Source organism: Citrobacter sp. Cm038 (genome assembly GCF_030333105.1).
Lineage (GTDB): Bacteria > Pseudomonadota > Gammaproteobacteria > Enterobacterales > Enterobacteriaceae > Citrobacter > Citrobacter murliniae.
Window position 1 is genome coordinate 311,723 of sequence record NZ_JAOWGO010000016.1, and the last position, 26,791, is coordinate 338,513.

Here is a 26,791-nt window from a genome sequence, read left to right on the forward strand (position 1 = left end):
TCTATGCTAAGTAACGACATTCTTCGTAGCCTGCGCTACACCCTGAAAGCGAATAATAATGACATGGTGCGTATTCTTGCGCTCGCCGACATGGAATCCACCTCCGCAGGTTTCGACACCTGGATGACGAAAGAAGATGAAGAGGGTTTTGTTCGCTGCCCTGATATCATCCTCTCCGGTTTTTTAAACGGCCTTATCTACCATAAGCGCGGTAAAGATGATTCTGCACCTGAACTGGCACTTGAGCGCCGCGTTAATAACAACACGGTGTTGAAAAAGCTGCGTATCGCCTTTTCACTGAAAACCGATGACATTCTGGCCATTATGACCCAGCAGAAGTTTCGCGTGTCGATGCCGGAGATCACCGCGATGATGCGCGCGCCGGACCACAAAAACTATCGTGAGTGTGGGGATCAGTTCCTGCGTTATTTCCTGCGTGGTTTGGTGATTCGCGAACACGCAAAGAAAGCGTAGCGCGTATTTATCTGTACTGAACCGCGATATAAAAAACGCTGCCGAAGCAGCGTTTTTTTATGCGGATTATTTCACCTGCTGACCAGGTTTTGCACCTTCGTCAGGACTTAACAGGAAGATATCTTTCCCGCCAGGGCCTGCGGCCATTACCATCCCTTCCGAAATACCGAAGCGCATTTTACGCGGCGCCAGGTTAGCAACCATCACGGTCAGACGACCAATCAGCACCTGTGGCTCCGGATAAGCAGAACGAATACCAGAGAAGACATTACGTTTTTCACCGCCCAGGTCCAGCGACAGGCGCAGCAGCTTGTCGGAACCTTCAACGAACTCAGCGTTTTCAATCAGCGCTACGCGCAGGTCAACTTTGGCAAAATCGTCAAAGGTGATGGTTTCCTGAATCGGGTCATCCGCCAGCGGACCGGTAACCGGTGCAACTGCGGCTTTCACCTCTTCTTTGGACGCCTCAACCAGCGCTTCAACTTGTTTCATGTCGATGCGGTTGTAGAGCGCCTTAAAGGTGTTGACCTTGTGGCCGAGCAGAGGCTGCTGAATGGCATCCCAGCTCAGTTCTGTGTTCAGGAACGCTTCGACACGCTCGCTCAGCGTTGGCAGAACCGGTTTCAGGTACGTCATCAGTACACGGAACAGGTTGATCCCCATAGAGCAAATCGCCTGCAGGTCGGCGTCACGGCCTTCCTGTTTCGCGACAACCCACGGAGCCTGTTCGTCGACGTAGCGGTTTGCTACGTCTGCCAGCGCCATGATTTCACGAATGGCTTTACCAAATTCACGGCTGTCCCATGCTTCACCAATAACTGCTGCGGCGTCGGTAAAGGTTTTGTACAGCGCCGGATCGGCCAGTTCTGCCGCCAGTACGCCATCAAAACGCTTACTGATAAAACCTGCGTTACGAGAAGCCAGGTTCACCACTTTATTGACGATATCGGCATTAACACGCTGAACAAAGTCTTCCAGGTTCAGGTCGATGTCATCAATACGCGAAGAGAGCTTCGCTGTGTAGTAGTAGCGCAGGCTGTCGGCATCAAAATGCTTCAGCCAGGTGCTGGCTTTAATGAACGTACCACGAGACTTGGACATCTTCGCACCGTTTACCGTGACATAACCGTGTACGAACAGGTTGGTCGGCTTACGGAAGTTGCTGCCTTCCAGCATGGCAGGCCAGAACAGGCTGTGGAAATAGACGATATCTTTACCGATGAAATGATACAGCTCGGCGTCGGAATCTTTCTTCCAGTATTCGTCAAAGCTGGTGGTATCGCCGCGCTTGTCGCACAGGTTCTTGAAGGAGCCCATGTAGCCAATCGGCGCGTCCAGCCAGACGTAGAAATATTTGCCTGGAGCGTTCGGTATTTCAAAACCAAAGTACGGCGAGTCGCGGGAGATATCCCACTGCTGCAGGCCGGATTCAAACCATTCCTGCATTTTATTTGCCACTTGTTCCTGCAGCGCGCCGCTGCGCGTCCATGCCTGCAGCATTTCGCTGAACGACGGCAGGTCGAAGAAGAAGTGTTCGGAGTCACGCATTACCGGCGTCGCGCCGGAAACGACGGATTTCGGTTCGATAAGTTCGGTTGGGCTGTAGGTCGCGCCACATACTTCACAGTTATCGCCGTACTGATCCGCAGCCTTACATTTCGGGCAGGTGCCTTTTACAAAACGGTCCGGCAGGAACATGCCTTTTTCCGGATCGTAAAGCTGGGAGATGGTACGGTTCTTAATAAAACCGTTTTCCTTCAGGCGTGTGTAAATCAGCTCGGACAACTCGCGGTTCTCTTCGCTATGCGTTGAGTGGTAGTTGTCGTAGCTGATGTCAAAACCTGCAAAATCAGTCTGATGCTCCTGACTCATTTCACCGATCATCTGCTCAGGTGTGATACCAAGTTGCTGTGCTTTCAGCATGATTGGCGTACCGTGTGCGTCGTCCGCGCAGATGAAGTTAACCTGGTGGCCGCGCATTCGCTGGTAACGGACCCAGACATCAGCCTGGATGTGCTCCAGCATATGGCCGAGGTGGATAGAGCCGTTGGCGTACGGCAGCGCGCACGTTACCAGAATTTTCTTCGCGACTTGAGTCATAGTGGGCAATTACTTCTTTTGTAGTGAAAAGGGCTTTGATAGTACCAAAATGGTAATTACTGCGCCAAGCGATAAGGACATTTATCCACAAATGAATAATTGCGACGGTTGGAGTAAACTACCCGATGACAATCGTATTTTCAGAACAACAAAAAGGAGTCGGGATGAACCCACAATCCCAGGCCAAATCACCAGAAACCCTGCGCGCCATGGTCGCCGGGACGCTGGCGAATTTTCAGCATTCAACCCTGAAGCATAATCTGACGACGCTTAAAGCGTTGCATCATGTCGCCTGGATGGATGACACGTTGCACGTAGAGCTGGTCATGCCATTCGTCTGGCACAGTGCGTTTGAGGTATTAAAAGAGCAGTGCAGTGCCGATTTACTACGTATCACTGGTGCGAAAGCGGTTGACTGGAAGCTGTCGCATAACATTGCGACGCTGAAGCGCGTGAAAAACCAGCCGGGTATTAATGGTGTGAAGAACATCATCGCCGTTAGTTCAGGTAAAGGTGGGGTAGGTAAATCATCTACTGCCGTTAACCTTGCACTGGCGCTCGCGGCAGAAGGGGCGAAAGTCGGTATTCTTGATGCCGATATTTATGGTCCCTCTATTCCGACCATGCTCGGTGCAGAAAATCAGCGTCCGACCTCGCCAGATGGCACTCATATGGCGCCGATTATGTCTCATGGCCTGGCAACCAACTCCATTGGTTATCTGGTAACGGACGACAACGCGATGGTGTGGCGAGGCCCAATGGCCAGCAAGGCGTTGCTGCAGATGCTGCAGGAGACCTTATGGCCGGATCTTGATTATCTGGTACTGGATATGCCGCCGGGTACTGGTGACATTCAGTTGACGCTGGCGCAGAACATTCCGGTGACAGGGGCAGTTGTTGTGACTACGCCGCAGGATATCGCGCTAATCGATGCTAAAAAAGGCATCGTCATGTTTGAAAAAGTGGAAGTGCCGGTATTAGGCATTGTTGAGAACATGAGTATGCATATCTGCAGTAACTGTGGCCACCACGAGCCGATTTTTGGCACTGGTGGTGCGCAGAAACTGGCAGAACAGTACCATACCCAACTACTGGGACAAATGCCGCTGCATATTACCCTGCGCGAAGATCTCGATCGTGGCACGCCGACGGTTATCAGCCGCCCTGACAGCGAATTCACGGCGATTTACCGCGACCTGGCGGGACGTGTGGCAGCACAGCTTTACTGGCAGGGAGAAGTGATCCCGGGTGAGATTGCTTTCCGCGCCGTGTAATTTACGCTGCACATATTCACCGCATTAATGAATTATTGATGCGGTGAATATTTTAAATAAATAGTCGCGATTTATTGTTTACCCTGAGTTAATAAACCTCAATTTTATCCAAAAATAAATCTGTAACCCATCATTTAAATTGATCAAATCTATTCCCTTAATCTACAATTTCTATTGGTCGGGGCGGATACTTTCGCTCACAGGACACTGAACAAACTGTGTTTATGCCGTTTTACGTTAACTACAGGAATAACGTTAAAAATGAAAAACCGTTTGCTGATGGGGATAATAGTTCTGGGTTATGGAATAGGCTCACCTGCCTTTGCTTCTGATACTGCGACATTAACCATTAGCGGAACGGTCACCGCTCCCACCTGCAGTACCGATGTTGTGGAAAATCAACTCCAACAGCGATGTGGTAATACCACCCACCTTTCCAGTACATCCGATGTGGTTTCAGCGCCAGCCAGAGGCGTGATGACCGAAGTCGTTGCCGTCCAGGGTGATGCAACGCGACAGATTGTGCTAAATCGTTATGACTAATATCTATTTTATTCAGCACATATTATTTCAATGAATAATGTGTGTATTTTTTATTTGCTTAATGGATAATTACGAACAGTTAATTGCATCGATTTATTAATTCTTAATATATTGTTAAATGAAATTTATTTGTTGCAATTATATTGCTGGATTTCATTTGTTTTAAATCAATAAAACAATGCGTTTACATTGCGTTAACGATCTTCCTATGAGAATTTAATTCCCGGAGTTAACAGCTCTTACAAATAGAAATTAATTCATTAAGGAAGATACTATGAAACGTTCAGTTATTTCTGCTGCTGTGCTGACTGCTGTATTTATGAGCGCTGGGGCTTTTGCTGTTGATTCTGACCAGGGCGAGTTGGTTATTACCGGTAAGGTAACAGGAACGACATGTAAATTTGTGGGAGATACTACTGCGACAATCGGCATGAACCAGATTGGTGCTGACCGGTTGAATGCTCTGACTCTGGGGGGAGTTTATGATGGATATTCTAATCAGACAACAACACCTCTGACAGTTGAATGTACGGGTACTGAAGCGCCAAGAATTACTTTCTCCAGTTCTCAATTCGACAGCGCAAATAAGTACATTACACGGAATACGGCATCGAGTAATGGTGCTGGTTTTGCAGTTTACTATGGTAATGATTTTACTCAACAGGTTAACCCTGGCACGGGTATTAATTTAACCAAGACAAGTGATAACAAATATATTCTGAACTTTAAAGCTCGTTATGCGAAAGCTGGCAATGCTGTTACTGCTGGTGATGTTGCTTCTTCACTGACAATGACCGTTGTTACTGATTAATTGATTAATATCCTTTTTGTCGGCGGCTATGGCCGCCGGTTATTTCTGTAGCAAGGATAATTATAATGAAAAAAATATTAGTCTTATTGTTGCTTGGCACAGTATTGCCAGCGTGGGGGGGCATCTATATTTACGGCACCCGTGTTATTTATCCGGCGCAAAAAAAAGAGATTATTGTACAGTTAATGAATGAAGGTAATCGCAGCGCACTTGTCCAGTCGTGGATTGACGATGGTGATACCAGTCTGCCACCAGAGAAAATTCAGGTGCCGTTTGTGATGACTCCGCCGGTAGTTCGTGTCAGTGGCGGTTCCGGTCAGCAACTGAAAATTAAACAACTGGCAAATACTCTACCGAAAGATCGAGAAAGCTTATTTTTCCTTAATGTATTAGATATTCCTCCTAATTCATCAGACTCCGAAAGTAAGAATATAATTAAATTTGCTATGCAAAATCGTATTAAATTTATTTACCGTCCACAAAGTGTTGCTGGTGTAACTAAAGATAGTTTTGCCCATCTGAAGATCAGGTATGTCGGTGTTGGTTTAAATATAAAAAATGATTCGGCTAACTGGATAACTATTCCTGAGTTAATGGGAAATAAAAAAATCAATACAGAAACGTTGATGCTGGCGCCATGGTCGGATAAAACGCTGAATACCACCACTATTGTTAATTATTACAAAGTTACTCTTATTGATGATCACGGCAATTACTTGAGTGAAAATATAAAAGTCGATAAATAGCTCAAGGACTGGCTATGTCAAAGATAAATTCTATTACACTGGCCATTTTGTCAGTGCTAACGAATCCAGCCGTATGGGCTGAAGAGGAATCGTTTGATACTCATTTTATGATCGGCGGTTTAAATGGTGAGAAAATTTCTCACTATCAGATTGATGGCGATAAGCCGATGCCCGGCATGTATGAAATGGATGTCTATCTAAATAAGCAGTGGCGCGGGCATTACGATATCAATATTAAAGCTGACCCGGAGATGACATGCTTATCATGGGTGCAGTTGCAGCAAATTGGTATTCGTACTGAAGGTATTAAAGCTGATAAAAATGAAGATTGCGTACCGCTACGTGCGGCAGTACAGGGTGGTAGCATTGGGTATGATATCGGGCAATTTGTACTGAATTTGAACGTGCCTCAGGCATATGTGAATGAATATGAGTCGGGTTATATGCCTCCCGAAACCTGGGAACGAGGGATTAACGCATTTTACACTTCTTATTATGCCAGCCAGTATTACAGTAATTATAAACATGGTGGCGATGATAAAAGCAGTTATGTGAGTCTGAACAGCGGATTGAACGTACTGGACTGGCAGCTGCATTCGAATGCTAACTATACGAAAGGCAACGAGGGCAGAGGTGAGTGGAAAAGTAATACCTTATATGTGGAACGTGGTATTCCGTCGATCCTTAGCACGTTGCGCGCTGGAGACATGTATACCAGTTCGGATATTTTTGACGCTGTACGGTTTCGCGGCGTACGTATCTGGCGTGATATGCAAATGTTGCCAAACTCGAAACAGCGCTTTACACCGGTGGTACGTGGCATAGCGCAGAGCAACGCGCTGGTGTCTATTGAACAAAACGGTTTTGTTATTTATCAGAAAGAGGTCTCTCCGGGGCCTTTCGCTATTGATGATTTGCAGCTTGCCGGTGGTGGAGCGGATCTGGATGTTAGTGTGAAAGAGGCCGATGGTTCGATAAGACATTATCTGGTGCCTTATTCATCGGTACCCAATATGTTGCAGGCTGGGGTAGCGAAATATGATTTCGCTGCCGGACGTAGCAATATTGAAGGTGCGAGCAATCAGTCTGATTTTATCCAGGGTAGTTATCAGTATGGATTGAATAATCTGCTAACTGCATATGGTGGTTCAATGTTGTCGGAGAACTACTATTCATTTGTGCTCGGTACTGGATGGAACACGCCGATTGGTGCGATCTCGGTAGATGGAACTCGCTCACACAGTGAACAGGATAACGGCGTTTTTGACGGGCAGAGTTATCAGGTCGCGTGGAACAAATATGTCGCGCAGACCGGAACTCAGTTTGCGCTGGCGGCCTATCGCTACTCTTCGCGGGATTACCGTACTTTCAACGATCATGTGTGGGCGAATAACAAAAATAGTTATGATCGAGACGAAAATGATGCGTATGACATTGCAGACTACTACCAATATGACTTTGGTCGTAAGAATAGCTTTTCCCTCAACATCAACCAGGCATTACCTGATAGCTGGGGATTTCTGGCCGTTAGCGGCCTGTGGCGCGATTACTGGGGCCGTAGCGGAACCGGTAAAGATTATCAGTTGAGCTACTCGAACACTTGGCAACGTATCAGTTATACCTTATCTGCCAGCCAGACGTATGATGAAGAAAACCGTCAGGATAAACGTTTTAACCTGTATATCTCTATTCCATTCTCCTGGGGCGATGGGATTGCCACTCGGCGGCGCGATCTGTTTGTTTCCAATTCAACGACGTTCGATGATGACGGCTATCAGTCGAATAACACCAGTTTAAGTGGGGTGGCGGGTAACCGTGATCAATTCAGCTACGGTGCTAATTTCAGTCATCAGCAGCAGGGAAGTGAGACCGCGGCGAGCGGCAGTTTAGTATGGCGCATGCCAGTGGCGACGCTCGGCGGTAGTTACAGTCAATCGAATCAATATCAACAGGTCAGCGGCAATATTCAGGGAGGGATTGTGGCGTGGTCTGACGGTGTCGCCCTAACTCCCCGACTTTCAGATACTTTCGCCATTATAAAAGCCCCAGGCCTGCAGGGTGCGGCGGTGCAGGGACAGCGTTATTTAACGACGGACAGCAAAGGCTATGCTGTTTATGACAGTCTGACTCCATACCGCGAAAATATGCTGATGCTGGATCTTTCCGACAGCAACAGCGATGTGACATTACTGGGAAATCACAAAGGCACAGTGCCTTATCGTGGCGCGGTTGTGATGGCGGAGTTTGAAACTGACCGGCGTAAATCCTGGAACTTCCGTGCTCAACGGACGGATGGTTCTCCATTATCGTTTGGCTATGAAGTGGAGGATAATACCGGCAATAACGTTGGTTTGGTCGGCCAGGGCAGTCGATTATTTATTCGCACCGACGACATTCCTGCTTCTGTACGTGTTGCGGTTAATAAACAACAGGGACAATTCTGCACAATTATCTTTGAGAAGATGATTGATGAGAGCAAAGTCTATATTTGCCAGTAAGGATGATAAATATGAAAGAGTATATATGTCTAATATTTTTGCTGTTGTCATCCTTTGGGTTACAGGCGAAATGTACTTTTGATAATTCAAACGCGGCAACGCCAGTAGTTAATCTGGATATGACCACAGGAGTTGCGGTATTGAAACTAAATATCAACGCTACTGGTAATATAAAATGCAATGCCAATAGTGATAATTTATATTACGCCACGCCATTGCAGGACTATATTGTTGCTTTTCAGGGTAGTAGTGGTAATAGAGTTTTAATTAAGATTAACTTAACCGGAGATGGTTTTCCTGTAAGCATAGGAAATAGAACGGTTAGTGCCGGAGAAATACTGAATGATAAAGTTTTTACAGTGACGGCATCTTATGTAAATTCAGGAACTGCAAAGCAGACGGTATCTGGCAATGCATTTAACCTGAGCGATCCCGCTGTGAGCATTACCTCAGAAAACACCTGTACATCCAACTGGTTAAGTTATCTCTATTGTTGGATCACTGGACGATTGTCAAACTCTTCAGCCTTTACTCAGAATATTAATTTTACTGTGACACACAAACCTACAACCTGCCGGTTTTCAGAATCTGCATACAAAATCCAAATGCCAGAGACCACATTAAATGACATAGTAGGCACAACTAATACCAAATCAGGTACTGCAAATCTGGTATTGAACTGCGATAGTGTGTACAACGTTACTACTAATCCGGTAAGTTTTATCGTTTCACGTGGTGACTGGGACGAGAGTGGTACAATATTGAAAAATACCTTCATTAATGGTGCAAAAGGCGTTGGCTTCCAGATATATAATGGCACTGCGACTACGCCATTAAGACGCGGAGATATATTAATGAACAGGATTGTTAAAATGGCAGCAATCAGTAATCAGTACACGTTTCCGATTATCGCAAAGTACGTGCGAGTCGCAGAGGAACCATTGCAACCAGGTGAAATGCAGAGCAAAGTGATATTTGCTGTATCCTATGATTAATTAATATTATTATGACAGTCTGGTGAACTCACGTACTTTCATTCCGAAAGTACGTGTATGTATTTTATCACCGGTGATAAAAAATCTCGCCGTCATAGGCTTTAATGATCTTCCCGTCGGCATCATTAATCAGTACATATGCGCCACCCATATAGGTCCAGTGTGTGCCTGCGGCTGGTGCTGGCAGGTTGCGCTGATTCCACTGCTTAATGGCGTACTCATCAGTACGGTACAACTGAGGGACTGTGTCTCCTGGCTTGAAATGGGTAAAGTCGGCAATAAAACCACTTAGCTCATACTTATCAATCCCCTTGGGGGCAGCTGTTGCGGCTGGCGCGGCCCAAACAACGCTGGTCGTGAGTAATAATGCACCCAACAACATTTTGTTCTTCATACCCATCCTCTCTACTTATTCGGGTCGTCAAAATCAGTCGTGTATCATTCTCATCGTACAGGGCGTCTGACAAGCACTATTTTGTTATGACTCCCAGAATTTCGTAAAAAGTGTAAATAAAAACGTAGAGATACGCCACTCATGATGTAGGTCGGTAAGGCGTTGAATCGGGCTAATCAGGATGAGGGAGAATTCTCCTTAACATTGAGTCCAGCAAACCGCGACCAGTCATAATTTCGGATAACGGAAACCAGTGCCTCAACGCCTGGACTCATTCTTTTATTCCGGGGACAAACCAGGGCGTAACGGGCCTGAGGAAGAATTTCCCTGACAGGTAGCTCCCGCAACTGAAATCCTTCGAAAGGGGATGACATTGCTCGCGCCAGTACCGTGATATACCCAGCATGCATCACCAGATTAAAAATAGTGATCACTGAGTCAGTATGTATTACCCGGTCAGTGTTGACGACGTTATGCTCTAACAACTCGGACAACGCCTGGTAGTATCCCATATCTGTCTGGGGCAATACCCAGCGAGCTTGTCGCAGAGCGTTCAATGTTTCACATGCTGCAAGGGGGTGATCTTGCCGGGAAATGAATGCAAACTCTGCACTAAAGAGTGGCCAGACATACAAATTCTGAACTGGCATATCTGGTGTCACTGTTCCAATAGCGAAATCAAGTCTGCCTTCCCGCAAATCCGGTAGCAGGGATGAGAGTTGGGCTTCCTTCATTGATATCTGAGCAATCGGATAGCGCCGGGTAAACTGCGTAATAATATCCGGCATTGCGGTAAAACCGATCAGAGATGAAAATCCAAAAGCGAGTTCCATAACCGGTTCATCGAGGATCCTGCGCATATCATTGACGGCCAGCGATAAATCTTTAAGAACCGTTCTGGCATGCGGAAGTAATATTTTGCCAGCATCACTTAATTCAATGCCGGTGTTATTTCGGATTATTAGCTCTGTACCAAAATAGTCTTCAATATCATGAATGGTTTTAGTGACCGAGGGCTGTGTGAGTCCCAGCGATCTTGCTGCAGCCCGGATACTCCCACAGCGAACGACTTCCTGAAACACGATAAAATATTGTGTCTTTGGCAGGGCATGCATAAATAAGATCTCATACAAAGTAATTATACTTATATTCCCATAAAACAAATGCGCAGACTAAGCAAAAATGGCTTTTTTTATTTTGTGATACAGATAACGATTTGCTTTATAGTGTTGATTTTACTCGTAAAATAATATCTATTTTTTCTTCATTTTTGACTTAAATCAAAATAACGGAAGCAGTGATAACTTTTTTTTATCACTATAGTTTTTCACAGTCTTATGCTCTGAATTATTTGACTTCATGATAAACCCGTACCCCTTAGTTCTCTATCATGGAGTCTGATTATGAGTTCATATGATAAAAGTGAAAATGAACGTTCATTGGTTAAAATAATAATGGCAGTGTTAATTATCGTGGTTGTATCTGAATGGATTGGAGTGACTTCAATACACATCGGTAAAACAACTATTAATTTTTTACCGATGCTCTACGCCGTTATCCTTGGCGTTATAATAACCCCTGATTTGTTGGGCAACTATATAAAACCACTCGGGAAATTTATTTCTCGTAAAGAAATAAGCATCACCGGCAATGTGGTGATGCTGGCATTGCTTCCCCTGGGCGTTAAATATGGCACTCTGGTGGGACCAAACATTAGGGCGGTGATTAATGCGGGGCCTGCTCTTATCCTCCAGGAAATTGGCAACCTTGGTTCAGTGTTAATCGCCATGCCAGTTGCCCTGATGCTAGGGATGCGCCGGGAGTCTATTGGTGCTTGCTCAAGTATTTCTCGTGAACCTTCACTGGGCGTTATTGGCGAAAAATATGGTATCGAGAGTCCGGAAGGCACTGGTGTTCTTGGTACTTACCTCGTCGGCTCGGTTATCGGAACAGTCTATTTCGGGATCATTAGTCCATTAGGGCTGCAAATTGGACTGAACCCCTTATCTCTGGCTGTCGCTTGTGGACTGGGCTCCGGAAGTATGATGGCCGCAGCTTCCGCCTCACTTGCCGCCGCCGTACCTGCAATGTCCTCGCAAATTCTGGCATTCGCTGCAACAAGTAACATGCTGGCCGCATTCACGGGTATGTATGCACTGATCTTTCTCGCTCTTCCCCTGAGTAACCTGATGTATCGCGTGTTACCTCATAAAAATACCCAGATCCCAGCGGAGAAATAACCATGACACTTAAAGAACACCTTGCGAGTACCCGCATCATTATTCCGTGCATTGCCCTGGTTCTGGTCGCTCAGTGGGTTGGAAAAGGGATGTCCCCACTGGCTGCAATCCCCGGTGCGTTGATGATGTTGGCCATTATTCTGGTATCACTGCAAATCAAAGCCTGGCTGCCGAGACTGCCGCTTCCTGCATTTGCATGGGCCACACTGATTGCACTCTTACTCAGCATTCCATACTCACCAGTGAGTGAAATATTCATGCGTTACACCAACAGGATTGATTTTCTGGCCACGACTACACCCTTGTTGGCGTTCGCAGGACTGTCTGTTGGAAACAGTCTCGACAAACTGAAATCTCTCAGCTGGCGCATTGTCATCATTTCATTACTGGTCTTTACCACAGCCTTCTTCGGTGCTGCTTTTGTGGCCCAGTTCATCCTGAACATCCAGGGCATTATCTGATTAACAAGCGAGTAAATTATGGAATATCAAACCTACCTTGATTACGGCATCAGCATGCGTCGACATTTTCATCAGTACCCGGAACTGGGCCGAGAGGAATGTGAAACCCGGAGTTTTTGTATTCATCAGCTCAAAGATATGGGGTATACAGTTACTGATTGTTTTCATACGGGTTTTTATGCCGACCTATATGTCGATACGGCTTTTCCAGTGATTGCATTCCGCGCTGATATGGATGCTTTACCGGCAACAGAAAAACCCGGTGAGGTGGTTATCTCTCAGTATCCTGGGGCTGCGCATCTGTGCGGACATGATCTGCATATGGCTATCGCACTGACTGCCGCGAAGATCATGAGCGATCAGCGGATGAACCTTAAGGCTAACATACGCTTTTTGTTCCAACCTTCGGAAGAAATGTTCCGTGGAGGGGCAAAAGGAATGATCGAGAAAGGTTGCCTGGACGGAGTTGATCAGGTTTACGGTTTGCATAATGACCCGCAGATAGATTGCGGTCAGATAGCCATTAGTCCGGGCATCATGTCCTCTAACGGCGATCAGTTCAGGTTGATGATTGAAGGCAAGAGTGCTCATGCTTCTGCCCCCCATCTGGGATTGGATGCGTTGTCGGAAGCCGTCCGTCTGCTGAATGAGTTCAGAGCAATTATTACTGATCACGTTGATCCCAACAAAGCCGCACTGATTTCCACATGTATGCTTAAAGCTGGTGAAGCGCCCAATATTTTAGCCCGAACGGCAGAGTTGCAGGGTTCTATTCGTTCATTTGATAAAGATGTCCAAAAAACAATGATTCGGCATTTTATGGAAGAAATTCAGGAGACTCGTCGGAGAGGGTATACCGCAGAACTTGAAATGAAGGGTTACCCGGCTATCAGTAATCATCCAGCAGAGGCCCAGAAATTGATAGATATTGCCCGTCAGTTCCTTGGGAGTGAAAATGTCCTGACCGGGCATCCGCCAATGGTGGGATCTGAGGATTTCTCGTTTTTCCTGGAAGAAAAGCCAGGTGCCTTTTTCTTTCTTGGCAGTGGCGATCACAGCAAAGGAATTAGCAACCCGCTGCATTCTAATCCCTTTATTGTTAATGAGAATTGCATTCTTACTGGTGCCACACTGTTTGCCATGCTTGCTGGTTTGTGACGATCCCGGCAACCCACTAATACACTTAAGAGGCTACAATTGTGGCCTCATTTCTCAGTGAAAGTAACGCCGATTTTATTCTCAGAGAAAGCATAACCAGGGGTTTATGTTAATTCAGAATAAGAAACAGTACCGTCACGACTAAAAAAGTGAACCCGGCGATAATGGGAAGATGCAACATACTGGAAGGGGATAGTGTGTTTTCCTGCTGCGTTGCTGGTGGATAAGGGTAATACTCGCCTTTGGGCATTTCACCGTTATGAGCGTTCTCTTCTTTGCGCGTTTTTTTGGCACTATTGCGAGATTCGTACATTTTTGTCTCTTCCTGTTGCATCTTATCCAATATATCGAGCCACTCTTTAGGGCGCTGAGATGGCGTACTTTCGCGTCGTTCTTTGACCAGCACCGTTTGTTCTTTTATCTCTGGAAATTCCGCCGTTCCTGCTTTTTCAGGATTGGCTGAAGGGCGTGCCTCCTGAGTGGAGTGAACCTTTATTCTGGAAAATAGTGCCGGAAATTGAATGGGTTGCTGGTTTTCCTCATTCGGGGGGAGTTTCTGAGTACTTTCTGTTGTCACCGACAAACTGTCGGTGGCTATACGAGTCATCGGTGCTTGTGTGGTGACGAGTTCGGGCGAGCGGCGAGAAGCGGCAAGAGTTTCATCTGGTAACCTCAACGTACTGATTTTACCCGTTAACACAATGGGGGCCGCAGTTTGTTCCCGCTTGCCCCCCTCTATGCCAGGTTTTTCAGTGCCAGCGGGTTGGGTGCGGTCTGGCGTTGCGGGTTGTGGCGATATTTTATCTGAAGGAGCAGGGGACCGGTTTGGTAATGTTGGAGCTGTTGGCGGCGGTGCTAATTGCAAACGAGTGGATTTTATCAGCGATGGAGATGCTGAATAATGCTGTTCAGGTTCAGGTTCAGGTTCAGGTTCAGGTTCAGGTTCAGGTTCAGGCTGAATATCCTCATCCAGAAGATATTTTGTCGCTGCCAGCAATACCTCTCTTTTTATCGTTTCCGGTTGAGGCGGTTGTAGCGAAGATTCCGCTATCTCAACAACTGATGTGACGATGGCACTGTCAGTTTGTACGGTTTTATTGCCATTTGCATTTTCTGATGAAAAGGCCGAGCGCAGTGAGCCAACAAATAAACGCTGAGCAATGGCTCTGGCTGGACGAAGTGGTGTCATCATGATTTAAATTTCCAATTTATCTCTGGAAGTAAAACGACAGAACCAGTAGGAAACTTAAAAGCGAGTTGTTTTTAATCTCAAACGAATGAATGGAGATGTGAGACGTTGCGAATGTTATTTTTGACGTTCAGGGCGATAAATTTAGGTATTTCGCTTCTTTACTAAGTATCAAAGTGAGTTCGGTAGAACAGAACTGAGAGCCACTGAGCATTTTTCTAAGCCTGACGATGTACTATCAGATTAAGACGCATCATAAAATGTAAGGAAGCTGCCAAAATGTCAAAAACGCTCACCGCTGAAAAATTCGACAGTGCCAAAACTTTTACCGGGCTGGATTTCATCGCGCGCAGCCTGGTTATGATGGAATCAAACGGGACTCAATTGAGTCCCGAGGAAGTCGCCGGGAATATGACCGATGAACAAAAAGAAATTTTTCTGGCGCGTCTCGATTTTCACAGAAACAGGAATGCTAACAATAAGTGATTATTAGATGTTGATGTTTCTGCTGTTGGCTTGTATCAGATATAAAGATGGGATACCTGGCGAGGACTTGCATCAGCAAACGGCTTCCTCTGCGCTGCCAGTGTGACAAAAGTATATCTGATGATGACTCGGGGTACCCTTTTGTGAAAGCTGAGAAATGCCCTTTAAGCTGCTCTGGATAATGCTCTATTAGTAATCATGTAGAGGGTGCGGGCTACTAACCTGGCAATATTACTCCGGCAAGCAAGGATTTTTCGTGTTGAAGCGAAGAAAAAACGGACTTTCAGCGAGTCGATTCGTATCGCAATATCGGATTGTTCAAAAGAAGGATTAGCCAGTCGATAGCCAGGCAATTCTATCGACTGCAAATTATCTCGTTTTGTTACTATCTTTATTTCCCGGATCTCCATCTCTCTTTCTTCGGATTTGACATAGAAAAAACTCTCCTGTACGTATATTTTTTACTTCTTAAAATAAATTCGTCGCAAAATTAGATACAATTTTATTTCATCTTTGTGGTGATTTTGAGATTCTCTATGGTTAACCTACGGAGATCTGGGATGATTTCATTTCGATGAGCATAGCGAGATGGGTAATGGCTCAACACGACTGCCGGATGTATGAATCATTGAACGGAGCAGCAGTTTGTTTATCATTATGCCGGATGAAGGAATTCCGGTATTGAAATACTATGGTTTACTACCTGCCCAAAACAGAGAAGTTTACCCGGGGTAGCTAATCGCTTGGTACGCATATCCAGTTGTAGTTAAGTGCGCCACTATGACCACCGATGATGAAAAAGGTTTATCTTCAAACTCAGACTTCTTTTAATTGTAACATCAATGAACGGACGATATTTTATGGTGAGATCCAGGGAAAGCATTCAGCGATTAATTGATAACCTGTCCAGACGTGAACATATCTTTACTAAACGAAAAAATCAGATTGTCACAATGGATGGATTCACTGAGAAAAATATTCTCATCTTCCATCAGGGCATTATATCAGGTAGCAGACCGAGCGATGACCGTCTGCTGGTCAATTTTATTGCGCCCCGGATTTTCGGTATCAATTATTTTGTTGATACTGAGTTGATGTACTTCAGAGCCTGTACTGATATCAGCTACGAATTTATACCTTTGGCGGAAGCGGAACAGGTTATTGATGAGAAAAAACTGTGGAAAGACGTCTCTGTCAATCAGATGCTGATTACTTCTCATATGCTCAGATACGTACATAACATGGCCGGGGTATCTAGTTATACCCTGGTGATTAGCTGTCTTTATCAGTTGCAGGCAGAGCCAGATATCATCCGTTTACATCGCACTGCTGCTGATTATATCGTTGATAAAAGTGGTCTGTCCCGAAGTACAGTCATGAAAATGCTGGCTCAGTTCAGGGATGATGGCAAAATTACACTTAACAAAGGTCTGCTGATGGATTTGAGACATCTGGACCATGATGAATCATAGCTGAATGCTAGAACCAGCTGCCCTGAGCGTTTGTACCTTTGAACAGACTTACCTGTACGTCTGGCAGTTAATTAAAAATGTAATTTTGAATCCATTTTTACACTCAATAATAGTATTAAATTTGCTAATTTTTTAAGTGGAATGTATCGATAAAATTTAATATTGTTTTACTGTTAGGTTTTATTCTATTGAATACATGCGATGCGCAATTGAAAATTACATCATTTGAATTTGATGGGCGCTTGGTTGTTTTTTGAAACGTCCTGTTCTTTTTGATAGGAGCTTGAATGTTATGTTTTTTTCATGCTTTGTCATCGATGCCTGATTGCTGGGTTGTTTTATTTATTGACTGTGATGATTTTTTAAATATATATCCGCTAACAAAATACCATGTATAAATAATATTATTCAACAGGTGAGAGTCCATGCAAAAAAAGTCGAGACAAATTTTTGAAATTAAACACGCAACTTCGACAGTTAGCCGTCTGTCTCCAGTATGTTTAGTCGTGCTGGGAGTTTTAAGTACACCTTCAGTTTACGCGCTGGATGTTGATAAAGATACACCAATAACAAATCAAACAATTACAGATGGTGTACATTTTACTGCCCCTGATATCACTGTTGATATTGATGGCGGAAGTACAATTACCGGCGGAAGTAATCCTGTTACTTTTAACATTGCAGATGGCGAGAGCGCTACTCTTAATGTAAGCGGTGAAGACACGAGCATAAATGGGTCTTCTAATGGTATTTGGGGTAATAATGCTCAAGCTCAAATTACTGTTTCTGATGGGGCCAGTATCACCGGCGGATATAACGGTATTAGCCTTGGTACAGGTTCTTCGTTGTCTGTAAGCGGTGCGAGTACTATTGTCACAGGCACTACCCGTGATGGTGTGGCTATTGATGGTGGAAACGATATTACTGTCGATGTGAACAGTGGTGCCACTGTTACTGGTGCTGTTGGGGTGAGAACCGACGCCGATAATACAACCATTAATGTTTCTGGTCAGGGAACCTCCGTCATTGGTACCAGTGGTTCCGGTATTATTGCCGATGCTCAAAGCAGCAACACCACCATTAATGTTGATGACGGGGCCACTGTGACGGGTACCACCGGTATCACTTTCAATGCCAGTGATTCAGGCAGCTCCATCAATATTGATAGTGGTACTGTTACAGGTACAAATGGCAACGGTATTAATATCGGGACTACCGGAAACTGGACTGGCGAGATCAATATATCCAGTAGCTCCACTGTGTCTGGTACGGATAATGGCGTGAGAACCGACGCATCGGGTTCGACAATTAATGTTTCAGGTCAGGGTACCTCTGTAAGTGGTATCAATAGTGGCATTATTGCCGATGCTGAAAGCAGTAACACCACCATTAATATCAGCGATGGAGCAGAAGTATCAGGAAATACTGCGGGTGTGAAAATTAATGACGGGGACAGTGCCACAGTCAATATTGCTGGCGCTAGCGTTGCTGGGAAGGAGAAGGGGATCTATCTCTATAATGGTACGGATACAACAATAAACATCTCCGATGGTGCAACAGTAACAGGTGATGATGCGATTTATGTTTATGGATTTGGTGACAATATTTCTGTCACTGGAGGTTCAACCATAACGGGATCTTCCTCAGGAATTCGATTAGATTCTGTTGGCAATAATACAACATTACTTATTAGCGATAGTACAGTACAGGCAACGGCGGGTGACGGTATTTTCACTTATGCGGGTGATTTATCAGGTAATACGATTACCGTTACTGATGGTGCAATTGTCACCGGTTCTGATGATGGTATTGATACCCATCACAGTATGGCAGCAGATATCACCATCAGTGGTACGGGAACGCAGGTCAGCGGGGGAAATACAGGTGTCAGAACCGGCGATACTGACCTGGATGGCCCCGGCTCGAACGTGGTTCTGCGTGTTTTAGATGGTGCTCTGGTTCACGGTGATGACACGGGTATTGTAACCAGCGAAGCGGGGTCAGGGACTGTTGAGATTGATCTTTCCAGTGGTGCGGGCGTTTCGGGTGGCGTCACGGGAATCAATGCTTCAATGACGCCGAATACAACAATAAATATTGCAGGGGCAACGGTTACAGCGGGTGTGACCGGTATTCTTCTGACGGACAACAACCAGCTTAATATCAGCGCAGGGGCGCTTATCAACAGTGACAATGCCATTGTCCTGGCCGGAAATGCCGATGCCGCAACTGTTGATATCACGGATTCCACGATTAATGGCACCACCAGTTTGCTCGCTATCACTGGTCAGAATGCGACTAATAACGTGAGCTTTACAAATTCCATTGCCCACGGCGCCATTACCTCCGCTTCAGATGCCGCGCAAACCGTGAGTATGGATCATACCGCCTGGAGTGGCAGTGCATCGCAAAGCGGTACAGGCGCTTTAAATCTTAAGATTGGCAATGCTTCCGCGTGGGTCAATACTGCCGATACCAGTGTGTCATCTGTCACTCTCTCTGGAGGGAGCGCTCTCACCATGGACGGCGGCAACATCAACACCACCACGCTCAGCGATGGCTCATCGTCTTCCACCACCCCTCTGGCAGCAACAGATTCGGCAGCCTCCACTATTTATTCCACCTGGAACGCAGCAACTGGCTCGGCATATGTTCTAACGGCTGATACCGCGATTGGAACCTTCAATACCGGTGTGACCTCCAGTTCCAGTGGTGCCGCCGGTGACATGACCGGCGATACTATCATTCATGTTGATGACGCCTCCGGTGCGACCTTTAACGCCATGCAGAGCGATGTCGGTGTTTACCGTTATCAGACCGCGACAGTCGAGAATGCGGACGGTTCTACCAGTGTGATTCTGGACAACATTTCCCCTGGGCCTACAATTTCCACCGCAGCCCAGGCTGTGGTTGATACCCGTGCGGCGGCAGTCAGTCTATGGAATGATGAACAGGATGCGCTGAATCTGCGTATGGACAACGAGCGTCGAACCGGCAGCAGTGACGGCACGCTAAATGCCTGGGGCAGCTACTACGGCGGCTACCATCGTCAGCAGATGAATATGGCCAGCTCCAGTTATGACCAGACCAACAATGGGTTTATGGTCGGGGCGGATAAGCGAGTCGGTGCGTCCTCCGGAGAGTGGTTGTTTGGCGTGGCTGTTATGCGCGGATTCTCTGATGTGAACATGCATGACGAAGGGAGTGTTGGCTCGGATATCGACAGCTACGGTGCATCTATTTATGCCTCATACCGGATGAATAATGGCCTGTTCCTGGATGCCAGTCTAAAAGGGACGCATCTGAAGAATGACCTGAGCGTGGTCTCTGTTGATGGCGGTAAAACCAGCGGGGATTACTCGACCAACGGCTTCGGCGGTGCGCTTAAAGGAGGGTATCATCTGGCGCTCCGTTCGTTCTATATCGAGCCGTATACTCAGGTTTCTTATGCCCGTTACAACGGTGTTGACTACAGCCTGGAAAACGGCATGCGTGCGAAAGATGATGATTACACCTCCGTACGCCTTGAAGGTGGTGCAAATATTGGTACATCGGTTGCGTTACATAACGGCGCAGAAATCAGACCATACCTGCATCTTGCGGCTGCGGGTGAAACCGAGAATGACAACACCATGAACATCAACGGTGTGAACATTGATGACAGCACCGATGGTGCAGAAGGCATTGTCGGACTGGGAACAGATGTGAAGTTCACCAAAAACCTTAGCTCCTGGGCTGGCGCAAACTACGCGAAGGGTCAGGACAACAATGAATCTCCGTGGCAACTGAATGCAGGTATCAGTTACACGTGGTAAATATGACGTAAATAAACAACATGCCTGATAAACCCGTACACGGCCTTACCTTTCTCATCGCTGAGGGTAAGGTCGCACTGGGTGTGGATACGCAGAGGCAGAAAAGAGATAAGGTGTGAAGACTGGCGAGCAAGCAGTGGGAGCTTGCATCAGCAAACGACTTCCTCTACGCTGCCAGTGTTACAAAATTTTATGTGACAACGACTCGGGGTGCCCTTCCTTGTGAAGGCTGAGAAATACCCGTACCACCTGATCTGGATAATGCCAGCGTAGGGAAGTCTGACACTGCTCGTGTCCCTTCTTCGCGCGGGCAGGAGCTGAACCATGCAGCCTGACCTGCACAGCCGCACGCTCGCGGCCCATACCCTTCACCAATTTAGAACACTTTCCCCGCTCACACATTGTATGACCAATGAGGTCGTACAGAGTTTTACTGCCAATACATTACTGGCTTTAGGTGCGTCGCCTGCAATGGTGATTGAACCGGAAGAAGCGAGCCAGTTTGCAGCTATCGCCAGTGCGTTACTGATTAATGTAGGTACTCTCACTCAACGTCGCGCCACGGCAATGCGTGCTGCAGCCGAGCGGGCGCATCTTGCTAAAACCCCCTGGACTCTCGATCCCGTTGCCGTGGGTGTTCTGGACTATCGTCGTTATTTTTGTCTGGATTTACTGACGCTTCGGCCTGCCGCAATTCGCGGTAATGCCTCGGAAATACTTGCCCTCGCGGGGATGAACAGCGGTGGGCGAGGGGTGGATACCACCGATACGGCAGTCGCAGCACTTCCGGCGGCACAGGCGCTGGCGCGCCAGGCTGGAACTATTGTTGTGGTCACCGGGGAAGTGGATTACGTCACCGATGGCCAGCGCACCGTCAGCGTGAGCGGAGGTGATCCGCTGATGACGCGTGTGGTTGGCACTGGATGTGCTCTGTCGGCGGTGGTGGCAGCCAGTTGCGCACTGCATGGTGATCGGCTTGATAACGTGGCTTCCGCCTGTAGCTGGATGAAGCAGGCTGGAAAAATAGCCTCTGAACAAGCAATCGGACCGGGAAGTTTTATCCCGGCATTTCTCGATGCCCTCTATAACCTGGAAATGCAGGAGCAAGCATGAAACGCATTAACGCATTAACGATAGCCGGAACCGACCCTAGCGGCGGCGCAGGTATTCAGGCTGACTTGAAGACCTTCTCAGCGCTCGGGGCATATGGTTGCTCTGTAATTACGGCGTTAGTGGCGCAAAATACGCGCGGGGTGCAGTCGGTTTATCGGATCGAACCTGATTTTGTCGCCGCGCAGCTGGACTCCGTATTCAATGATGTGCGTATCGATACCACCAAAATTGGCATGCTGGCTGAAACGGACATTGTTGAGGCGGTCGCTGAACGCCTGCGCCGTCATCAGGTGCAGAACGTGGTGCTGGACACGGTCATGCTGGCGAAAAGCGGCGATCCATTACTTTCGTCTTCTGCGGTTGAAACACTACGTACCCGTTTGTTGCCGCAGGTGTCAATTATCACGCCGAATTTGCCAGAAGCTGCGGCGTTACTAGGGGCATCGCACGCACGAACGGAACTGGAAATGCTCGAACAAGGGCGTGCACTTCGTGCGTTAGGCTGTGATGCAGTATTAATGAAAGGTGGTCATCTGGATGACGAACAAAGCCCGGACTGGCTTTTTATCCGCGATGGTGAACAGCGTTTTACCGCCCCAAGGGTGATGACCAAAAATACCCACGGTACTGGTTGTACGCTATCGGCGGCGCTGGCGGCACTGCGTCCGCGTCATTCCAGTTGGGCCGACACGGTACAGGAGGCTAAGTTGTGGCTCTCTGCAGCACTGGCTCAGGCGGATACGCTTGAGGTGGGGGAGGGGATTGGTCCGGTGCATCATTTCCATGCGTGGTGGTAACACAGATTATCTTTCAATATTGCTCCCGGTCGATTTCACATTCGGCACCACGATGCATCTTGAATGATTTTTTGTATATACTGACTGCAGTACTGGCAGCCAGGAAAAAGATAAATGGAACAAGCGCATACCCAGCTTATCGCGCAACTGAATGAACGTATTTCAGCGGCAGATAACACGCCGCTGTATATGAAATTCGCTCAAACGGTTAAGGACGCTGTGCGCAGCGGGATCCTGGAACATGGCAATATTCTGCCTGGTGAACGCGATCTCAGCCAGTTGACTGGTGTTTCACGAATTACGGTGCGCAAAGCGATGCAGGCGCTGGAAGAAGAAGGTGTGGTAACCCGCGCCCGTGGTTACGGGACGCAGATTAATAATATCTTCGAGTATTCGCTAAAAGAAGCACGCGGTTTTTCGCAGCAGGTGGTTTTACGCGGTAAAAAGCCGGATACGCTGTGGGTTAACAAACGTGTGGTGGCATGCCCGGAAGAGGTGGCGCAGCAACTGGCAATTGCCGTCGGAAGTGAAGTTTTCCTGCTCAAACGTATTCGCTACGTGGATGAAGATGCCGTTTCAATTGAAGAATCGTGGGTTCCCGCGCATCTTATTCATGATGTGGATTCCATCGGTGTTTCTCTTTATGACTATTTCCGCAGCCAGCATATTTTCCCGCAGCGTACGCGCTCACGCGTCAGCGCGCGGATGCCAGATGCGGAATTTCAGTCGCATATTCAGATGGATAGCAAAGTGCCGGTACTGGTGATCAAGCAGGTAGCGCTCGACCAGCAGCAACGGCCCATTGAGTACAGTATTAGCTACTGTCGAAGCGATCTATACGTCTTTGTGTGCGAGGAGTAATGCGTCACGTGAGGGGGCACAATCACCGCCGCGATGACCGACCACCCACGATCCCACTGCGTTGCCAAGGAGTACGGCATCGGCCAGCGACCAGCCCGATGCCAGTCCAGCCAGCATTCCTCCTGCGTGGCTGTCACCCGCGCCAATAGTATCCACGACCGTCGTGGGGAATGCGGCAACGCAACCGGACGTTTGCTCGCTGAAATACCATGCACCCTCTTTATCGTGGCGGACCACAACCGGTGTGGTAAAGCGCTTCACCCACTCGGCACCAAAACCTTCAACATCGGGGCTTAACCTGAACCGCCCGGCGGCGATTTCTGCCTCCTGGCGATTCAGTGACACCAGCGGATGACAGGCCATAATTCGTGCCATCAGGGCATCAGAAATATCGCTGAGCCGTGGACCAAAATCGATAAACGGCGTCACCTCTTCCAGACCCTCCAGCCATTGCACAAGCAACTCGCCGCACGGTGAGGCCAGCTGGTAGCCTGACAGGTAAACCAGGCTCTGGCGCGGAATGTTCAATTGTGCCAGCCAGTCAGCATTCCACTGATTTTCTACGCCGCTGAAGGACATAAAGGTGCGTTCACCATCCGGCTCCACCAGTGCCAGACACCAGCCATTATCGCCTTCAGCATTATCGATCAGACTGTGTAATCCCTCTTTTGCCATCCGGTTGCGGATAATATCGGCCCACACGCCCTGGCCTAGCGGTAGAGCATTACTGGCGTTGATACCTAAACGCTTGAGCGCTACAGCAATATTCAGCGCACAGCCGCCAACGTTAACGCCCTGTTGTTTCAGCTCAATGTCACAACCGCGCCAGGGAAGGGCATACGCATCGGCAATCACATCAATTACCGCCGCGCCCACCACCGTTACCGGCTGCTGAGTGTGTAATTGCGGAAGAAGATCTCGCAGACGCGTGATGCTCATAATGCCTCCCGTTGTTCGCGCAGGCGCGTCAATTCCGTGGCGTAGCGTGTAAAGTCCAGTTGATTAACGGTATCCAGCTCCAGTTTCAACATCGAATCAATAGCGTCAGGGCCGTGCAACGCGCCGCAAATAGCTGTCGCCATTGCGCCGATAGTGTCCGTATCGCCGCCGAGGTTAGCGCACAGAATGGCGCAGCGGTTGGGGTCGGTCCCCGCCAGTTCAACCATGGCGATTGCGCAGGGGACGGATTCAATGGTACTGGTACCGGCTCCAACGACCTGATACAACTGCTCGCTGGCCGATTCTGCACCGTCTGCGTTGCGGACGATTTTAAGCGCCAGCTCCAGACGTGCGCAGAGCGATGCACTAAAGGTAGTGATCCGCTTTTGTTGTGCATGCAGGGCAATGGCTGGGAGAGCCTCGACAATATCCGCCCATTTCGCTCCGTCGATCGCACGCGAAACCGCCCATGCGATCACCACTGCACCGGCCACCGCCAGGTCTGATTTATGCGTCGGGCTGGATGCCAGCGCCACATCATCGATAAAAGCATTGAGATCGCGTGTTGGCAGCAGACAACCCAGCGGAGAAACGCGCATCGCTGCGCCGTTGGTTACGCCGTTATTTTCAAGATCGGCGACCGGCTTACCATCGCGAATAGCGTTTAGCGCAATCTTAGACGTGGGGCCGAGTACGTTTTTATTGAAGGCATCAAAGCGTTCGGCCCAGGCCAGAATATTGCGTCCAATCACGTCTGGTACGATTTCCCCGTTGCATTCAAGCAGGGCGTCAGCCAGGCACAATGCCATTGATGTGTCATCAGTGAATTCTGCCTGGTTAAAATAACAGGCAGCGTTATTTTCCGCAGGGCCAGGCAAAAAGCGGTCGATCCACCCAAAGTGTGCTTTAACACGGCTTCTTGGCCATAGTTCCGACGGCATACCCATCGCATCCCCTAACGCCTGCCCATAAAGAGCACCGAGAATACGTTCTGCTTTCATTTTACTTCCCCTTGTGTCAACGCAGTATCGCGATCGTCCACCTTAATTGCGGTGATTTCTTTGTCTGATTCGCGAAAGAAAATCATAAACAGTACAGCAATGACGGCGATCATAATCGCGCCAAATCCCCACATACCTGCCCAGTTGAAAGTGAGACCATTTACTGGTTCTTTATAGGCAAACATTTTTTCCATCATCACCCCGCCCAGACGGTACCCAAGCAGGCTGCCGAATCCCTGACAACAGAGAGTGATCAACCCCTGGGCGGCAGTCCGCATGTGTACTGGCGCTTTTTTATCGACATAGATATAGGCCGTCACGTAGTAGAAGTCGTAACTGACCCCGTGCAACAGAATGCCGAGAAACAGCAGTGCGTAAGTGAAATATTCTTCCGCGCCGCCGTAAACGAAAAATCCGTAACGGATCGCCGCGGTAATAAGACCAAGCAGTAATACCTTTTTGATGCCAAAGCGTTTCGTGAAGAACGGCAGCGCCAGCATAAAGAAGATTTCAGAGAACTGGCCCAGCGTCATCCAGCCGGTAGCGTTTTTCATCCCGACTTCCGTGAGGTAGCCGTTGGCGAAGATGTAATAAAACGCGAGTGGCATAGCAAACAGGAACGAACAGAAGAAAAAGACGAGGAAGTTTTTATCACGCAGCAGGATTAATGCGTCCAGCCCCAGCATGACTTTGAAATCCATTTTGCCGGTACTTTTCGGTGGAGTATCCGGTAAGAAGAAGGCAAAAACACCGAGTAAAGCAGAGCTTCCGGCGGTGATGAGCAGAGGAATATTGGTTGGTGAGATATCGTTGTAGCCGAGCATTTGCGGTAAGAATCCGCATGCTAAACCGGAAGCAATCCAGCCAATTGTCCCCATAACACGGATGCGTGGGAAATCGCGTTCGACGTCCGGTACGTTGGCAAAAGCGATGCTATTAGTGAGCGCAATGGTCGGCATATAGGTTAACGAGTACGCCAGTAATAACGGGAAGAATCCGCTAAATGTCGTTTGCTGCGCCGCAAAGTACATCAGAATTGCCCCGACGAACATCAGCACGGCCAGAACTTTTTGCGCGGAGAAAAAGCGGTCAGTTAACGAGCCAACAAAAATTGGTGAGAGAATGGCAGCAATCGCTGTACAGGCATAGGACCAGCCAATTTCACCGGCGGTAAATCCGCTTTTACTCAGCCATAGCCAGAGAGGTACAAACCAGGCGCCCCAGATAAACCACTCTACAAACATCATGAACGACAGCTTAACTGTAGTTTTCATCTTTAAATCCTTCATGACAGGTAAGGTACGCCTCGATAGTACCACTTGATAATACCTTTAAAATACCTTTGTGGCTTAAATTTGACCGCTGTAACATTTTTTTCTGCCTGAATCGAGCCAGCGGAAACCGCTGAAAAGTGCGCTAAAGAT

General features: G+C 47.7%; 23 protein-coding genes and 1 riboswitch. Of the genes, 16 read left to right on the forward strand and 7 right to left on the reverse strand.

Going from position 1 to position 26,791, the window contains the following annotated elements:
• Window positions 1-3 precede the first annotated feature (3 nt).
• Window positions 4-474 carry a YehS family protein gene (locus OGY01_RS03750; RefSeq protein ID WP_045449699.1) on the forward strand — a complete coding sequence of 157 codons (471 nt, stop codon included), beginning with the start codon at window positions 4-6 and terminating at the stop codon, window positions 472-474.
• Between the two features lie 66 nt (window positions 475-540).
• Here OGY01_RS03750 and metG read toward each other — a convergent pair whose 3' ends face one another.
• Entirely contained in the window at window positions 541-2,574 is a 2,034-nt protein-coding gene (metG, locus tag OGY01_RS03755) for a methionine--tRNA ligase (protein ID WP_045444951.1), read from the reverse strand.
• A 164-nt stretch (window positions 2,575-2,738) separates the two neighbouring features.
• On the opposite strand from metG, the gene apbC reads away from it, so the two are divergent.
• The 6 genes from apbC to OGY01_RS03785 all read left to right on the forward strand — a co-directional run bounded on the left by apbC (window position 2,739) and on the right by OGY01_RS03785 (window position 9,441).
• A complete protein-coding gene (gene apbC, locus OGY01_RS03760; RefSeq protein ID WP_200041992.1) occupies window positions 2,739-3,848 on the forward strand; it encodes an iron-sulfur cluster carrier protein ApbC in 1,110 nt (369 codons plus the stop codon).
• Between the two features lie 261 nt (window positions 3,849-4,109).
• Window positions 4,110-4,391, forward strand: a complete 282-nt coding sequence (locus OGY01_RS03765) for a DUF2574 family protein (RefSeq protein WP_045444945.1) — start codon at window positions 4,110-4,112, stop codon at window positions 4,389-4,391.
• Between the two features lie 274 nt (window positions 4,392-4,665).
• The gene (yehD, locus tag OGY01_RS03770) at window positions 4,666-5,202 is read left to right on the forward strand and encodes a fimbrial protein YehD (protein WP_286492447.1); all 537 of its coding nucleotides are present in this window, start codon (window positions 4,666-4,668) and stop codon (window positions 5,200-5,202) included.
• Window positions 5,203-5,267: 65 nt separating this feature from the next.
• Window positions 5,268-5,948: a fimbrial assembly chaperone gene (locus OGY01_RS03775; protein WP_045444939.1), complete on the forward strand. Its 681-nt coding sequence runs from the start codon at window positions 5,268-5,270 to the stop codon at window positions 5,946-5,948.
• A 14-nt stretch (window positions 5,949-5,962) separates the two neighbouring features.
• Window positions 5,963-8,446, forward strand: a complete 2,484-nt coding sequence (locus tag OGY01_RS03780; RefSeq protein WP_045444936.1) for a fimbrial biogenesis outer membrane usher protein — start codon at window positions 5,963-5,965, stop codon at window positions 8,444-8,446.
• Window positions 8,447-8,457: 11 nt separating this feature from the next.
• The gene (locus OGY01_RS03785) at window positions 8,458-9,441 is read left to right on the forward strand and encodes a fimbrial protein (protein ID WP_286492448.1); all 984 of its coding nucleotides are present in this window, start codon (window positions 8,458-8,460) and stop codon (window positions 9,439-9,441) included.
• A 67-nt stretch (window positions 9,442-9,508) separates the two neighbouring features.
• Here OGY01_RS03785 and OGY01_RS03790 read toward each other — a convergent pair whose 3' ends face one another.
• Both OGY01_RS03790 and tdcA read right to left on the reverse strand, forming a co-directional pair.
• Entirely contained in the window at window positions 9,509-9,841 is a 333-nt protein-coding gene (locus OGY01_RS03790; RefSeq protein WP_144243075.1) for an RcnB family protein, read from the reverse strand.
• A gap of 170 nt (window positions 9,842-10,011) precedes the next feature.
• On the reverse strand, window positions 10,012-10,950 hold the full coding sequence (gene tdcA / locus OGY01_RS03795) for a transcriptional regulator TdcA (RefSeq protein ID WP_286492449.1): 939 nt from the start codon (window positions 10,948-10,950) through the stop codon (window positions 10,012-10,014).
• A 288-nt stretch (window positions 10,951-11,238) separates the two neighbouring features.
• Here tdcA and OGY01_RS03800 point away from each other — a divergent pair, with 288 nt between their 5' ends.
• The 3 genes from OGY01_RS03800 to OGY01_RS03810 are packed head-to-tail and all read left to right on the forward strand — an operon-like array spanning window position 11,239 to window position 13,694.
• Entirely contained in the window at window positions 11,239-12,075 is an 837-nt protein-coding gene (locus tag OGY01_RS03800; protein ID WP_045444924.1) for a DUF3100 domain-containing protein, read from the forward strand.
• A 2-nt stretch (window positions 12,076-12,077) separates the two neighbouring features.
• The gene (locus OGY01_RS03805; protein WP_045444921.1) at window positions 12,078-12,536 is read left to right on the forward strand and encodes a hypothetical protein; all 459 of its coding nucleotides are present in this window, start codon (window positions 12,078-12,080) and stop codon (window positions 12,534-12,536) included.
• An 18-nt stretch (window positions 12,537-12,554) separates the two neighbouring features.
• Window positions 12,555-13,694, forward strand: coding sequence for a M20 metallopeptidase family protein (locus OGY01_RS03810; RefSeq protein WP_048221063.1), 1,140 nt, complete (start codon window positions 12,555-12,557; stop codon window positions 13,692-13,694).
• Between the two features lie 109 nt (window positions 13,695-13,803).
• Here the strand turns inward: OGY01_RS03810 and OGY01_RS03815 are convergent, their stop codons facing one another.
• Window positions 13,804-14,886: a hypothetical protein gene (locus OGY01_RS03815; protein WP_286492450.1), complete on the reverse strand. Its 1,083-nt coding sequence runs from the start codon at window positions 14,884-14,886 to the stop codon at window positions 13,804-13,806.
• A 276-nt stretch (window positions 14,887-15,162) separates the two neighbouring features.
• On the opposite strand from OGY01_RS03815, the gene OGY01_RS03820 reads away from it, so the two are divergent.
• The 6 genes from OGY01_RS03820 (at window position 15,163) to OGY01_RS03845 (ending at window position 23,427) form a co-directional block, all read left to right on the forward strand.
• A complete protein-coding gene (locus OGY01_RS03820; RefSeq protein ID WP_045444908.1) occupies window positions 15,163-15,369 on the forward strand; it encodes a hypothetical protein in 207 nt (68 codons plus the stop codon).
• A gap of 953 nt (window positions 15,370-16,322) precedes the next feature.
• Window positions 16,323-16,841 carry a helix-turn-helix domain-containing protein gene (locus tag OGY01_RS03825; RefSeq protein ID WP_190284564.1) on the forward strand — a complete coding sequence of 173 codons (519 nt, stop codon included), beginning with the start codon at window positions 16,323-16,325 and terminating at the stop codon, window positions 16,839-16,841.
• A 425-nt stretch (window positions 16,842-17,266) separates the two neighbouring features.
• Entirely contained in the window at window positions 17,267-20,656 is a 3,390-nt protein-coding gene (locus OGY01_RS03830) for an autotransporter outer membrane beta-barrel domain-containing protein (protein WP_286492451.1), read from the forward strand.
• A gap of 196 nt (window positions 20,657-20,852) precedes the next feature.
• Window positions 20,853-20,949, forward strand: a riboswitch (TPP riboswitch).
• Between the two features lie 31 nt (window positions 20,950-20,980).
• Window positions 20,981-21,769 carry a hydroxyethylthiazole kinase gene (gene thiM, locus OGY01_RS03835; protein ID WP_286492452.1) on the forward strand — a complete coding sequence of 263 codons (789 nt, stop codon included), beginning with the start codon at window positions 20,981-20,983 and terminating at the stop codon, window positions 21,767-21,769.
• A complete protein-coding gene (gene thiD, locus OGY01_RS03840) occupies window positions 21,766-22,566 on the forward strand; it encodes a bifunctional hydroxymethylpyrimidine kinase/phosphomethylpyrimidine kinase (RefSeq protein WP_286492454.1) in 801 nt (266 codons plus the stop codon). Before thiM ends, thiD begins: the two co-directional genes overlap by 4 nt.
• A gap of 114 nt (window positions 22,567-22,680) precedes the next feature.
• Complete coding sequence (locus tag OGY01_RS03845) at window positions 22,681-23,427, forward strand: GntR family transcriptional regulator (protein WP_286492455.1); 747 nt, start codon at window positions 22,681-22,683, stop codon at window positions 23,425-23,427.
• Here the strand turns inward: OGY01_RS03845 and OGY01_RS03850 are convergent.
• The 3 genes from OGY01_RS03850 to OGY01_RS03860 are packed head-to-tail and all read right to left on the reverse strand — an operon-like array spanning window position 23,401 to window position 26,641.
• Entirely contained in the window at window positions 23,401-24,366 is a 966-nt protein-coding gene (locus OGY01_RS03850; RefSeq protein WP_286492456.1) for a PfkB family carbohydrate kinase, read from the reverse strand. The two genes, OGY01_RS03845 and OGY01_RS03850, sit on opposite strands and share 27 nt — an antisense overlap.
• Window positions 24,363-25,367 (reverse strand): ADP-ribosylglycohydrolase family protein, encoded by a 1,005-nt coding sequence (locus OGY01_RS03855; protein ID WP_286492457.1) that lies wholly within the window; start codon window positions 25,365-25,367, stop codon window positions 24,363-24,365. The genes OGY01_RS03850 and OGY01_RS03855 overlap by 4 nt, the downstream gene beginning before the upstream one ends.
• On the reverse strand, window positions 25,364-26,641 hold the full coding sequence (locus OGY01_RS03860) for a nucleoside permease (protein WP_045444843.1): 1,278 nt from the start codon (window positions 26,639-26,641) through the stop codon (window positions 25,364-25,366). The genes OGY01_RS03855 and OGY01_RS03860 overlap by 4 nt, the downstream gene beginning before the upstream one ends.
• Between the last annotated feature and the right edge of the window lie 150 nt (window positions 26,642-26,791).